A 13,059-nucleotide genomic window follows, 5' to 3' on the forward strand; every position below is an offset into this window, starting at 1 on the left:
CATGACCCAGGTCGAGGCCATGTTTGAACGCTACGGGCCGAAATATCGTCTGTACGTCACTATCACGGTATTGCTCGGCCTGGTTGCGCTTGGCATGTCGATCACGATCGTCAATGTCGCCACGCCCTATATCCGGGGGGCATTCGGCATGAGTGCTTCCCAGGTTCAGTGGCTATCGACCGGCTTTCTGGCAGCGACCACGGTCACTCTGCTGATCGCCCCCTGGATGATGGCGGCATTCGGCCAGCGCAAGACCTATATCGGGCTGCTGGTGGTGTTCATCCTCGCGTCGTTCATGGGCGGCTGGGCCACCGGCATGGGCATGATCATCGCTGCCCGAGTTATCCAGGGAGCCATGACCGGCATCATCCGCCCGGTCGCGCTGGAAGCGTTGTTCATGGTCTATCCGCCGGAACGGCGCGGACTGGCCACCGCAATCTATGCCATGAGCCTGGGGCTGCCGCTGACCCTGGCCAGCGTGGTCGGCGGGTTTCTGGTCCACGATTTCAATTGGCGCTATGTATTTTTCGTGGTGCTGCCAATCTGCTGCGTGGCCATTGTGATGGGGGCGATCTTTCTGCCGGACCGCGAAGAGACCGGCCCCCGACCGAAGCTCGACTGGGTCGGCGCGAGCGTGTTGTTCGTAGCGATCTTTTCGATCCTGGCCGCGATCGCCAACGGCCAGCGCTGGGGCTGGGACAACGCCATGATCCATTGGCTGGAGGCGATCACAGTGGTGGGCGTGATCTTTTTCATCTGGTGGGAGCCGCGACAGGAACGCCCGATCCTGGATCTCGATATTTTCAAGACCAAGGAGTTCTTGGCCGGCTCGATCGTGTTGTTTCTGTTTGGCGGCGCCTTTTACGGCGTGATGTATCTGCTGCCCCAGTTCATGGACGCGATCCTGCATTACAGCCCGGTCACATCCGGCGAGCTATTCACCCCCTCGACCCTGGTGCTGGCCGTATTCGTGCCGCTGGTCGGCAAATTCAGCGACCGCGTACCCCCGCACTGGATCACCGTACCGGCGATTGCGGTCACGTCCTTCGCTGCCTGGCGGTTTGCCCAGGCCGACTGGAACACCTCGTATTTCTCGTTGGCCCTGTCGATGGCTCTGGTGGCCACCGGCATGGCCACAGTGCCGCCGCCGACGCTAAGCCGGTCGATCGCGGCCCTGCCGTCGCGCCTGATCAGCTATGGCGCGGGCGCCATCAACTTCGCCCTGCAGCTGGGCGGGGCGTTCGGCACGGTCGCGCTGGTGGCGATGGTCGACCGCCGCACCATGCTGCACAGCAACCAGCTCACCCACGGGCTGACCCCGGGTAACGACATGGCCCAGTCGGCCTTGAAGTACTACGGCGATGTTGTCCAGCGCACCGGCACCTCCGATGTCTACCGGGATGCCGCGGCCCGCCATCTGCTATCCGACGTAGATGCCGTATGGGCCACCATCTATGCCTACCAGGATTGTTTTCTCATGGTCTCGGCGGCTTTGGCGTCCGTGATCATCCCTTCGTATCTGCTGTCGCGCTGGGGAATGCAGGCCAGTACGGCCAAACGTTCACAGACCGATTAACCGTTTCCGATCCGATCGATTCAGACTATGGCCGACACAAAAGACTCTTCGCATAACAAGGCGCCGCGCATCGGTTCACGCCGCAAACGCCAGATCAAGTTCGTCGCGATCGTAATCGCGGCACTGGTGATCGTGGTCTGGCTGGCGTTCTGGCTGTACCACCGCCTGACCCACGTCAGCGAAAACGACGCCCATGTGGCCTCGCACGAGGTTACGGTGTCCAGCCGTCTCGACGGCCGGGTCACCGGCTTCAACCTGATCGAGGGCGACCGACTGGCCCAGGGCGACAAGATCGCCCAGCTCTACAATCGGCCGAACCAGCTCAACCTCGAAGAGATCGACGCCGAGATCGCCCATATCCAGGCCCAGCTCAAGCTGTCGAACCAGCAGATCGCCGGCGGCGTGAAGTCGGCCAAATCGATGCTGGAGGCCGACCAGGCCGCCATGCATGCGGCCAAGGCCCGCATGAACAAGACCCATCGCAACTATGTGCGGGCCCAGAATCTCTACGAAGCCCACGGCGGCACCCAAGAACAGCGCGATAACTATCGCTACGACTATCAGTCTGCCCAGGCCGACTACAAACGCGCCCAGGCCCAGGTCCAGCAAGACCAGGTGGCGATCGCCAACGCCAAGACCGGTCTGTTGTCCGGCGGCCAGATCACCAACCCGTCGGTGCTGAAAGCCCAGCTCAAACAGGCCAAGGCCCGGCGCGCCCATCAACAGAACACGATCGACGATCTGACCGTGACCAGCCCGATTCATGGCCTGGTCGACGAGACCTTCATCGAGGAAAACGAATATATCTCGGCCGGCCAGCCGATCCTGATGATGCACGATCCCAACGACGTCTGGATCGAAGCCAACGTCAAGGAAACCGAGATCGATGATCTCGCAGTCGGCCAGCCGGTCGATATCCACGTCGATGCCCGCCCCGACACGCACTATGTCGGCCATATCCAGGTGATCGGCGGTGCTGCGACCAACCAGTTCGCGCTGCTGCCCGACCCCAACCCCTCTGGCAACTTCACCAAGATCACCCAGCGCATCCCGGTGCGCATCGCTATCGATCAGGGGCCCAAGCCGGAGCTGGCGCCGGGCATGATGGTTGAAGTCGATATCGACATCACCGGCGATGGCACCACCGACCAACGGGCCCAGCAGCAACCGATCGCGACCCGCAAGCCCCAGGTCGAGCCCAATGACCGGTCTGGCACCGGCAACGATCAGTAACCTCATCGCCCGGTCTCGGATCGAAGCCGCCGTGGCCGCGGTCTAACACCGCTACAGGCGCAATCTGTAGCGGTGTTGCCCGCCGTACCGGCTCGTGACCCAGGCGCCGGCTGCGGCGCACTCGCACATCACGAGCACAGCCCCTAGACTGCGCGCATTGCTTGCGCGGGGTGCCCTATGGCCAATGACAATCCGTTCCAATGGCTCGGCGAGCAGATCGGCCATATCCTGCGACTGCTGGTCGAAGGGCTGGCCTGGCTGCTCACGAATATCGGCACGGCCTTCAACAGTTTTTATCGCGGGGTGGGCGATGCGCTTGGCATCAATCCGACCCTGATCTCGCTGCTGATCCTGCTGATCGGCGTGGCTCTGCTGCTATCGGGGCTGCGTTCGCTGTTCGCTCGCCGCTTCATCAGTGCCGCGGTGGCCGGTATTCCCGGCGTTCTGATTTTAAGCTGGCTGATCCACTAGGGTCTGCGCGCGCCCATCGGCGCGCTGCGCAGCGCTCATAAAGGTGCGGCCCTTTTGCTCGAGGCGCTGCCGGCTTCCAAACCTGTGCGACTCCCGGCAGGCCCAAGCACGCTGGATACGACCGGCCTGCATACCAGTGCGCCGTCTGATCGCGACACGCGACGGCCGGCTACAAAACCGGGCTCGGTGCAAGCGCGCATGCCCATCAACCGGCTTTTACGCAAAACACACCGCACAGGTACGATGCCGCCCATCAGCCTTGGCGGTATAGAGCATGCGATCGGCACAGGCGATCGCATCCTTGACCGCCTCCGGTGCTGTTTCAGGCGCGACGTAGCACAGACCGACACTGGCCGTGACCATGGCATGTTCGCTGCGCGGCGCTGAGGCAATATCGCGACCGGCAATGCACTCACACAGCGTCCAGGCACGCCTGCGGGCAGCCTCCAAGGTGGTATCGCTCCAGAGCACCAGGAACTCCTCCCCGCCATAACGGCCGCAGACATCGGTCGCCGCCCGGGTTTCGGCCGACAGCAGCCGGCCGACCTCGCTGAGCACTGTATCGCCGGCCTGGTGGCCATAGTGATCGTTGTATTCGCCGAAGCGGTCGATGTCGATCAAGGCCAGGGCATAGCCGCGGCCTTCGCGCTGGGCCGCTTCGTGGGCCTGTTCGATCCGAGCCTCGAGCGCCGGCCGGTTGAGCAGCCCGGTCAGCCCATCGTAGCGCGCCATATAACGCAGCAGCGAGCTATTGAGCCAACTCCAGCGCATGAAGTATTCCAGCGAATAACCAGCACATAGCCCGACAATCGCCAGCACCAGCACGGTATAGAGATGGAAATGCGACGACGGCGGCGGCGGTCGAATGGTCAGCTCCAGCGAGGTCAGCCCAAACAGAAACACGAGCGCCACCAAGAGCATGCGCCAAAATGGAATCCGGCCCAGCGTCAATACCGCCAACAGCGGCGCCGTCGCCATCTCGATCGGCACATCAAAGCCGTACCGCACGCCGACCATGCGCTGGACCGATATGGCTCCTGCGATGCCGAACATCGTGATCACCAGCATCCAATCCGACAGCGACGAGGTATTGCGCCAGACCACGATCACAGTGGTCGCGACCAGCAGCGGCATCATCACCAGCCAGTCCAAACCGGCCATGATCGATATCAGCCCCGGCGGCACGCTCAGCCATAGATGATCGACCAACGGCTCGAAGGCGAGCGCGGGCACCGCGAGCATCAGCATGGTCAAACGGCTGGTACGGCCGGTCTCGCGCAGATAGGATCGAAAGCGGCCTTCGAGGTTCGCATCAAAACGCAGCAGCCGAAATCCGCCCGCGGCCTGGGTGCGTAGAGCGTTGACATCGACTTCACTGGCCTCGGTCGCACCATTGTTTCGCCAGCGGGTACTGTCGTGTGAGGCCAGATCTTCAAGTGATGTATCCGCCGGCACAGGACGTGGCACGAACCGAGACCTCCTCTCCGACAGCATCTCGCCGGCTTTGGGTAGCGTAAAACGGATACTCGTTATACCTAAATAATTGCCCAAAATAAATATGAGCCAGAAACATATCCTGATCCAAGGCGCGGCCCGCGGCCTGGGCCTGGCCCTGGTCAAGCGTCTGCTGGCCGACCAGCAGACCGTCATCACCGCGACCGCCCGCGAGCCACAGGCCAGCCAGGCTCTGGTCGCGCTGCGCGACGACTACGGCGAATCGCGACTGCACCTGCAGCCGTTGGATATCACCGACGAAGACAGCCTCATCGACGCCCGTCGAACCCTCGGCCAGCGCCACGAACGACTGGATCTGATGATGACCTGCGCCGGCTTGCTACACGATGACCGCGGTCTGTGGCCAGAAAAACGACTGGCCGATATCGAGCCGGCCAATCTGGCCCGCAGCTTCGCGGTCAATGCCACCGGGCCGATATTGATGATCAAGCATTTTCACGATCTGATGACCCACGGCGAGCGTGCCATCATCGCCAGCCTGTCGGCCCGGGTCGGCTCGATCTCGGACAACGGCTATGGCGGCTGGTATGCCTACCGGGCCGCCAAGGCCGCCCAGAACCAGTTCACACGCACCGCGTCGATCGAACTGGCCCGTCGCTCTAAAAACCTTATCTGTGTGGGCCTGCACCCCGGCACCGTAGATACCAACCTGTCCGAGCCGTTCCAGAAGAACGTGCCCGAAAGGCAATTGCAGAGCGCGGACCGCGCGGCCGGCCACCTGCTGGGGGTCATCGCCAAGCTGAACCGCGAACACAGCGGCCGGGTATTCGACTGGGCCGGCAAGGAAATCACGCCCTGAGCATTGGGCCGGCTGGCTTGCCACATCGCATAAGGACACAAGCAAAAGCCGCCGGCTTCAATATGCAATAAAAAACACAACGTAACCGATACTTTTTTGCTATCGGATACCCCCTCATACTATCGCCTTATAGCCAACAGGCCGCTTTTAAAAGATTCTCGCCCTAGAGCAACGCCACGAACGGCGCGGCCGAAGTCCGCGGGGGCGGACGGCCGGATTGGCAATAACAACCCGGCATCGAAAATCCCACACAAAAAAAGATCGATTTCGAGCAATACGATGGCGATCGGAGGAAATTTGCATGCTGCGTTCCATATCCTATAAACGCTGGGCTGTGCTGGCCGGCACGGCCCTGGCGCTGACCTGCAGTGCCCCGGTCTGGGCCAAGCAGTACACCGTCGGCTTCGTGCCCAAGCTGGTCGGTATTCCCTACTTCGCCGCCATGAAGAAGGGGATGGACAAGGCCGGCGAGCAATTCGACATGAAAGTGGTCTACCAAGGCCCCAGCTCGGCGGATGTCGCCCAACAGGTGGATATCGTCTCGAGCTTGATCAACCAGGGCGTCGATGCCATCGGGGTCGCAGCCAACAGCCCGACCGCCTTCGGGCCGATGGTCAAAAAAGCTCGCCAGAACAACATCGTGTTCTACTCCACCGACTCCCAGGTCGCAGCAGACGGCAACCAGCTACGGGTTTCCCAGGTCAACGATAAGGCGCTCGGCTATAAGGTCATCGACGTCATGGCCAGCGAGCTCAAAGCCAAGAAAGGCCAGGCCAAGGGCCGGATCGCCTTCGTCTCGGGCGGGCCGACGGCCAGCAACCTGAATACCTGGATCAAGTTCATGAAGCAGCGGCTCAAGGACAAGTATCCAGATATCAAGCTGGTCGATGTGCAGTACGGCGGCGAAGACGTGACCAAAGCGACCAACATCACCAATCAGCTGATCTCGGCCTATCCGGATCTGGATGGCATCGTGGGCGTGAACACCACCTCCGTGCCCGGCGCGGCCCAGGCGGTGCTGACCTCGGGCAAGAAAGGCCAGGTCGTGGTCACCGGCATCACCGACCCGAACACCATCCGGCCCTATGTGATGAACGGCACGGTCGACAAGGTGGTGCTGTGGAACCCGGTGGATCTGGGCTATCTGACTGGCTGGGGCGTCAAACAGCTGCTTGAAGGCAAGAGCTTCAAGCCAGTCAACGACGTACCGGGGCTCGATCATAAGATCAAGTACGACGACAAGACCAAGACCCTGCTGCTCGGGCCGCCGATGGTGATCGACAAGTCCAATATCCAGCTGGACTTCTAGACCGCCCGCCCCGAGCCCGATACCGGGCCCAACCGAGGCTGGCCCGGCAGGTGCCGCGCCAGCCCGACTCGCGAGGAAACGTCCATGGCTTCGTTCGAACTCGTCGGCGTTGGCAAGCGCTTCGGCGGCGTACGCGCGCTCGAGAATATCGACATTCGTTTCGAGTCCGGCCGCGTGCATGCCTTGCTCGGCGAAAACGGCGCTGGCAAGTCGACCCTGATCAAGATCCTGACCGGCGCGATCACGCCTACCACCGGCGAGATCCGGGTCGACGATCAGACCGTGACCATCGATACACCGAAACGCGCCCAGGATCTGGGTATTGCTGCGGTCTATCAGGAGCCGACCGTCTATCCGCACATGACGGTGCTAGAAAATCTGTTCATGGGTCAGGAGCTGAAAGGTTCTGCCGGCATGCTGGACAAGCGCGCGATGCGGCGCGCGGCCACGCCGCTGCTGGAGCGGCTGCGCCTGGAACCATCGATTCTGTCGCGGCGCATGTCGAGCCTGTCGATCGGCTACCAGCAGCTGGTGCTGATCACCCAGGCCCTGCTGCGCGAAACCCGACTGCTGATCTTCGACGAGCCGACCTCGATCCTGTCCCGCGAAGAGACCGCCCGGCTGTTCCAGATCATCGGCGAGCTGCGCGAGGCCGGTACCGCGATCGTCTATATCACCCATCGTATGGAAGAAATCCACCAGATCGCCGACGAGGTGACCGTGCTGACCAACGGCGAGCGCCGCGGCACCTATGCGATCGACGAGATCTCGACCGACCAAATGCTGTCGTTGATGACCGGCGGCAGCAGTGCCGGCCACGCCCGGGCAAGCAGCGAGCCCAGCGACGCCGGCCCGCGCCCGCCGATGCTCGAAGTAGAAGGCCTATCCGTCGATGGCCACTGTCACGCCATCGACTGGCAGATTCCCGCCGGCTGTATCACCGGCCTATATGGGCTGGTCGGCTCCGGCCGCTCCGAAGCCGCCCTGGCGCTGTACGGGCATCGGCGCCCGAGCGCCGGCACAGTCCGCCTGGACGGCGAGACCATCGATCCCAACCACCCGGCCGATGCGATCGCTCTCGGCCTCGGCTATCTGCCCGAGGATCGCCAGTTCCAGGGCGTGTTTCTCGACAAGTCGCTGGAACAGAATCTGACCTCGAACGCCCTGCCCGGTTTTTCCAAGACTCTGGATCTGCTCGATCTGGCCGGCATGCGCCGCTTCACCACCGATCTGATGTCGCACTACAACATCAAGGCGCCCAACGCCGAGACCGCGATCGGCGCGCTGTCCGGTGGCAACCAACAAAAAGGCCTGTTCTCGCGCTGGGCGAATCTGCCGCTCAAGGCACTGATTCTCGACGAACCCACCCGCGGCATCGATATCGGCGCCAAAGAAGAAATCCATCGCTTCATCCGCCACCTGGCCGACCGCGGCATGGCGGTCGCGGTGATCTCCTCGGATCTGGATGAAGTGCTGGCCGTGGCCGACCGCATCATCGTCATGCGCGAAGGCAGAGTCGCCGAAACCTTCGAGCAGGCCCCGTTTTCCGCCGAAACCGTCTTGGCTGCCGCGATCGGCTCGGACAGTGCCGAACCTGTCCAGGCAACCGAACCTGCCGAGGAGAACGCCTGATGGCTGGCAAGTCCATGACTGCACGCTGGCCGGCCCTGGCCAACGTTTCGATCCGCGAACTACTGCTGGTGCTCGGCGTGATCGTGATCACCGCCGGAGTCTCGATCGGCTCTCAGGGTAATTTCTGGGCCGCCTCGAACCTGACCAATCTGATGATCAGCACCGCGATTACCCTGGTGCCCGCGGTCGGCATGACCGTGATCATCGTCACTGGCGGCATCGATGTCTCGGTCGGCTCTATGCTCGGGCTGGTGGCGGTGGCCGGCGGCACCGCCTTCGAATACGGGCTGGGCCTGGCCGCAGCCACCCCGGTGTTCCTGATCGCCGGCGCACTCCTCGGCTTCATCAACGGCGCCCTGATCACCTACGGCCGGGTGCCGCCGGTGATCGCCACGCTCGGCACGCTCAGCGTCTACCGCGCTGCGGCTTTCCTGTTTCTCGGCAACCACTGGATCACCATGATCCCGCCCACGGTCACCGAAACCCTGGTGCTCACCCAGCCGCTGGGTATTCCAGTCGCGGTCTGGATCGCGCTGGTCGTGCTGGCGGTCTGCATGGTCTTTCTTGCCCGGCTACCGCGTGGCCGGCATATCTTCGCCATCGGCAACAATGAAAACGCCGCCCGGCTCAACGGCATCCCGGTCGAGCGCATCAAGCTGGCTGCCTACACCCTGACCGGGGTGCTGGTCGGCATCGCCGCCCTCATGAGCCTCGGCCATAGCCCGATGGTTCAGACCACCACCGGCACCGGCTTCGAACTGACCGTGATCGCCGCAGTGGTGCTCGGCGGCACCGAACTCACCGGCGGCCGCGGCTCGCTGCTCGGCACCCTGCTCGGCGCGATCCTGGTCGGCCTGGTGCAGAACGGCGTCGTACTGCTGCATATCCAACCATTCTGGTCGGGCGTGGTGCTCGGCGTGATCATTCTCCTGTCGGTCGGCTCGGCCACCGTGCGACGCAGCCAGGATTGAGGGGCCCATGAATCGCATCGACTGGACCGGCCGGGCGCCGGTACTCATCGTCATCAGCGTCATCACCCTGATCGGGGTGACCATCGGCGCCCCCGGCATCTGGAGCGTGAACAATCTGTTCGCCATGGGCATATTGGCCGTGGAGATCGGCATCATCGCGCTCGGCCAGACGTTCGTGATCAACGCCGGCGGTATCGACCTGTCGGTAGGCGCGATCTTCGCCCTGGCCCAGGTGACCATGGGTCTGGCCATGGTCGCCGGAGTGCCCTGGCCGGTCGCGGTCGCCCTCGGGCTCGGCGTTGGCCTGGTCTGCGGGCTGATCAACGGCCTGGCCACGGTCTGGCTGCGGGTGCCGGCGATCATCGTGACGCTCGCGACCATGTTCGCCTTCAACGGCGTGGCGCTGGTGATCACCGGCGGCATCGACGTCAGCGGCTTCCCCGAAGGCTTTGCGGTACTCGGCCAGGGCGAGATCTGGACCGTGCCGCTACAGATCCTGGTCATCTATCTGCCGCTGCTCGTGGTGCTGGCGATTGTGCAGTGGCGCACCCGTTTCGGCCGCCTGGTGCATCTAACCGGCACCAATGCCCTGGCTGCCCGGTTGACCGGCATCCGCATCGGCCGGGTCCAGATCGCCACCTTCGTGATCGCCGGCGGGCTGGCCGCGCTTGCCGGGGCGATCAACGCCTCGCGCCTGACCACAGCCCGACCGGATGCCGGAGCGGTGGACAACCTGATCAGTATCGCGATCGTAGTGCTGGGTGGCTCGTCGATCTTCGGCGGCAAAGGCTCGGTGCTCGGTACCGCCCTGGCCACCATGGTGATCGCCCTGGTCAACTATGGCCTGAGCTTCAATAACCTCAACGCGGTCTACCAGTCCGGCCTGATCGGGTTGATTCTGATCGCCTCGGTGCTGATGCAGAACCTGATGCTGCATCTGCGCAGCCGCCGGGAAGCCGCCACGTAAGCCCCACCGTGGCCGCGAAAGACGCCTGGCGGGGCCGCGAGACAAAGAAACCACCGCGGCTGGCGGCCGACCAGCCGCCAGGATATGCGCCTTCGACACCGGGGGCGCGGGCTCGCGCCCCCGGTGCCACGTCTCAATAGACCAGCCGCACCCCTAGATTGGCCAGCCGGCTCTGCCAGACCGGCGACGGCGCTTCATCGGTAATCACCACGTCGACCCGCGCCAGCTCTGCGATCTGAACCAAAGCCGAGCGATCAAACTTGGTGTGATGGACCAGCAGTGCCACCTGGCGCGCATGGGCCATCATCACGCGCTTGATCTGGGCTTCGGCGAGGTTGGATTCGAGCACGCCGGTCTCGGCATGCAGGGCCTTGCAGCCAATCAACGCCCAGTCCACGTTGAAGCGGGCCAGCGATTCCTCGGCCAAGCCGCCCACGAAGGCCAGCGATTTCTTGCGCAGCTCACCGCCGACCGTGATCAATGCATGCTCGCTTTCGGCCCCGGCCGCAGCCAGCCGCAGCGAGTTGCTGATCAACTGCAGATCGGCCCGGCCGGACAGCGCCGGCAGCATCTCGAACACCGTAGAACTGGAATCGAGCATAAGGGCATTGCCCTCGTCGACCAGCTGGGCGGCCTTGTGCGCGATCTGTTGTTTGGCTGGGCGATGGAAGGATTCACGGGTCAGATAGGGCAGATCTTGATCGCGTTCGACGATCGCCACCGCCCCGCCGTGGGTGCGCTCCAGTACGCCCTCGGCCTCCAACTTTTCGAGATCGCGACGCACCGTTTCGCGCGTGACGTTGAAACGCTCGGCCAGTTCGGCAACCCCGACCTTGCCGTTGGTCAGCAGGACGTCGAGGGTCTTCTGTTTTCTCTCGGCGGGCAGCATGGCTCGGCTCGGTCGTACCGCTCCGCCGGACAGACGCGCCGACGGACCGGTAAAACCCTGAGTATAACGGGCCATCTAAGCCCGGTGTCGGGCCAGCCGTGCGTACCGGCTCCGGTCCGTCGGCCCTAGTTCACCGCTGCGGGCTACAACCGGCGGCTAGGCCTCGGGCAGCAGCGCCCGAGCCGAAGCCAGGCTATCGACAACGCCCAGGCCCTTGAGCTGCATCAGCACGTTGCCATAGGCCGAAGCCTCGATAGCGCCGTGGCGCAGCGGTTTGCCCGTCGCGCGCTCGATGCTGTCGCACAGCAACGCATCCTGGCTGCCGCCCCCGCTGACCCGGATCGCCGCGACCGGGCGCTCGAACACGGTCTCCAACACCGCGATCTTGTCGGCGATCTGGGCCGCCAGACCGCGATAGATCAGCAGCGCATATTCGCCCAGGCCCTCGGGCTTGGCCTGGCCGCGCTCGGCCAGGACATCATCGATCGCAGCGATCATGTCGTCGGGGGCGAAAAAACGTTCGTCGTTGGGCTCGATCTGCACCTCCTCGGCGAGCGATACGGCCCGCGCGGCTTCAGCGATTTCCGCATAGTCCAGCCATAGCCCGTGGTGCCGATGCCAGGCATCGCGCAGCATCTGGATCAGATACAGGCCGTTGATATTGGTGATCAGCCGCTGGGTATCGCAGACCCCGCCTTCGTTACCGAACCCGTGGGCCAAGGTGCGTTCATCGAATACCGGTGCATCGTTTTCTACCCCGAGCAGCGACCACGACCCCAGGATCAGAAACGCCTCGTCCGGCGCCAATTTCAGACCCGCGACCGCGCTGGCCGTGTCGTGCGAGCCGACGGCCACGACCGCAGTGCCATGGGTCGCATCGGGCATCAGTTCGGCCCGTACCGGACCACAGACCGTGCCGGCCCGAACCACCGGCGGCAGAATCCGCTCCGGCAGGCCCAATTCGGCGACCAGTTCACGATCCCAGTCGCCGCGGGCCAGATCGAACAGCCCGCTGGTGCTGGCGAGCGTGTACTCCGCCTGGTAGGTGCCGGATAGATGCGCAGCCAGCAGGTCGGCCATCATCAACATCGTATCCGCCTGATCGAGCTGCTCAGGCCAGCGCTGCGCCACGGCCAACAGCTGGTAGACAGTGTTGATATCCATACGTTGGGCCCCGGTCCGACGGTGCATGGCCGCCAGCGACAGCCTGCCCTGATCCAGCCCGCCGCGGCCATGGCCGTTGCGATAGTGCAATGGCGGCATGACCAACTCGCCGCGGCCATCGAGCAGACCGAAGTCTACGCCCCAGCTATCGACCCCGACCGCATGCAGCGGGCCATGCTCAAGCGCCCGCGCCAGGCCGTCTTCCAGGCCGGTCCGGAGCGCATTCATATCCCAGCATAGTTGCCCGTCGTAGGTGCAGGTCGCGGTATCGAAACGGTGTACCTCGGCCATCGACAGCTGGCCGGCCTCGAGCCGCGCCAGCATAGCCCGGCCGCTGCCGGCGCCGAAATCGAAAGCCAGACAGGAGACCGGCCCTGCAGGGGCCGAAAACGTATAGGAATCGAGCCGAGACATGGAATGCTGTGTCGTGAACCCGGTATCGACCTTAGGCGTCGCGCGGGTGGCCCGCAACATAAACAAAAGTATCATCTGTTTTTGTGTTGTTTTGGCTTGTTTTCTGTTTTCATACCCAA

At 63.5% G+C, this 13,059-nt stretch carries 11 protein-coding genes; 8 read left to right on the forward strand and 3 right to left on the reverse strand.

Going from position 1 to position 13,059, the window contains the following annotated elements:
• Position 1: 1 nt before the first annotated feature.
• The 3 genes from V5738_RS17425 (at position 2) to V5738_RS17435 (ending at position 3,280) form a co-directional block, all read left to right on the forward strand.
• The gene (locus V5738_RS17425; protein ID WP_423822087.1) at positions 2-1,576 is read left to right on the forward strand and encodes a DHA2 family efflux MFS transporter permease subunit; all 1,575 of its coding nucleotides are present in this window, start codon (positions 2-4) and stop codon (positions 1,574-1,576) included.
• A 27-nt stretch (positions 1,577-1,603) separates the two neighbouring features.
• Positions 1,604-2,809 (forward strand): HlyD family secretion protein, encoded by a 1,206-nt coding sequence (locus tag V5738_RS17430; protein ID WP_423822089.1) that lies wholly within the window; start codon positions 1,604-1,606, stop codon positions 2,807-2,809.
• Between the two features lie 177 nt (positions 2,810-2,986).
• Positions 2,987-3,280, forward strand: coding sequence for a hypothetical protein (locus tag V5738_RS17435; RefSeq protein WP_423822090.1), 294 nt, complete (start codon positions 2,987-2,989; stop codon positions 3,278-3,280).
• 216 nt (positions 3,281-3,496) lie between these two features.
• Here V5738_RS17435 and V5738_RS17440 read toward each other — a convergent pair whose 3' ends face one another.
• The gene (locus V5738_RS17440) at positions 3,497-4,747 is read right to left on the reverse strand and encodes a GGDEF domain-containing protein (protein WP_423822092.1); all 1,251 of its coding nucleotides are present in this window, start codon (positions 4,745-4,747) and stop codon (positions 3,497-3,499) included.
• Between the two features lie 91 nt (positions 4,748-4,838).
• On the opposite strand from V5738_RS17440, the gene V5738_RS17445 reads away from it, so the two are divergent.
• The 5 genes from V5738_RS17445 to V5738_RS17465 all read left to right on the forward strand — a co-directional run bounded on the left by V5738_RS17445 (position 4,839) and on the right by V5738_RS17465 (position 10,473).
• On the forward strand, positions 4,839-5,594 hold the full coding sequence (locus V5738_RS17445; RefSeq protein ID WP_423822093.1) for an SDR family oxidoreductase: 756 nt from the start codon (positions 4,839-4,841) through the stop codon (positions 5,592-5,594).
• Between the two features lie 301 nt (positions 5,595-5,895).
• Complete coding sequence (locus V5738_RS17450; protein WP_423822094.1) at positions 5,896-6,903, forward strand: autoinducer 2 ABC transporter substrate-binding protein; 1,008 nt, start codon at positions 5,896-5,898, stop codon at positions 6,901-6,903.
• Between the two features lie 84 nt (positions 6,904-6,987).
• Positions 6,988-8,535, forward strand: a complete 1,548-nt coding sequence (locus V5738_RS17455; protein ID WP_423822095.1) for a sugar ABC transporter ATP-binding protein — start codon at positions 6,988-6,990, stop codon at positions 8,533-8,535.
• Complete coding sequence (locus V5738_RS17460) at positions 8,535-9,506, forward strand: ABC transporter permease (protein ID WP_423822096.1); 972 nt, start codon at positions 8,535-8,537, stop codon at positions 9,504-9,506. Before V5738_RS17455 ends, V5738_RS17460 begins: the two co-directional genes overlap by 1 nt.
• A 7-nt stretch (positions 9,507-9,513) precedes the next feature.
• Positions 9,514-10,473, forward strand: a complete 960-nt coding sequence (locus tag V5738_RS17465) for an ABC transporter permease (protein ID WP_423822098.1) — start codon at positions 9,514-9,516, stop codon at positions 10,471-10,473.
• Between the two features lie 133 nt (positions 10,474-10,606).
• On the opposite strand, the gene V5738_RS17470 is transcribed toward V5738_RS17465, so the two are convergent.
• Positions 10,607-11,437 (reverse strand): DeoR/GlpR family DNA-binding transcription regulator, encoded by an 831-nt coding sequence (locus V5738_RS17470; protein ID WP_423822100.1) that lies wholly within the window; start codon positions 11,435-11,437, stop codon positions 10,607-10,609.
• Positions 11,438-11,518: 81 nt separating this feature from the next.
• Entirely contained in the window at positions 11,519-12,940 is a 1,422-nt protein-coding gene (locus V5738_RS17475; protein WP_423822102.1) for a rhamnulokinase, read from the reverse strand.
• Positions 12,941-13,059 lie beyond the last annotated feature (119 nt).

The organism is Salinisphaera sp. SPP-AMP-43, assembly GCF_049568105.1.
Lineage (GTDB): Bacteria > Pseudomonadota > Gammaproteobacteria > Nevskiales > Salinisphaeraceae > Salinisphaera.

Coding starts and splice junctions, on each gene's coding strand:
- V5738_RS17425 (WP_423822087.1), top strand. CDS start 2: ATGACCCAGGTCGAGGCCATGTTTGAACGCTACGGGCCGAAATATCGT.
- V5738_RS17430 (WP_423822089.1), top strand. CDS start 1,604: ATGGCCGACACAAAAGACTCTTCGCATAACAAGGCGCCGCGCATCGGT.
- V5738_RS17435 (WP_423822090.1), top strand. CDS start 2,987: ATGGCCAATGACAATCCGTTCCAATGGCTCGGCGAGCAGATCGGCCAT.
- V5738_RS17445 (WP_423822093.1), top strand. CDS start 4,839: ATGAGCCAGAAACATATCCTGATCCAAGGCGCGGCCCGCGGCCTGGGC.
- V5738_RS17450 (WP_423822094.1), top strand. CDS start 5,896: ATGCTGCGTTCCATATCCTATAAACGCTGGGCTGTGCTGGCCGGCACG.
- V5738_RS17455 (WP_423822095.1), top strand. CDS start 6,988: ATGGCTTCGTTCGAACTCGTCGGCGTTGGCAAGCGCTTCGGCGGCGTA.
- V5738_RS17460 (WP_423822096.1), top strand. CDS start 8,535: ATGGCTGGCAAGTCCATGACTGCACGCTGGCCGGCCCTGGCCAACGTT.
- V5738_RS17465 (WP_423822098.1), top strand. CDS start 9,514: ATGAATCGCATCGACTGGACCGGCCGGGCGCCGGTACTCATCGTCATC.
- V5738_RS17470 (WP_423822100.1), bottom strand. CDS start 11,437: ATGGCCCGTTATACTCAGGGTTTTACCGGTCCGTCGGCGCGTCTGTCC.
- V5738_RS17475 (WP_423822102.1), bottom strand. CDS start 12,940: ATGTCTCGGCTCGATTCCTATACGTTTTCGGCCCCTGCAGGGCCGGTC.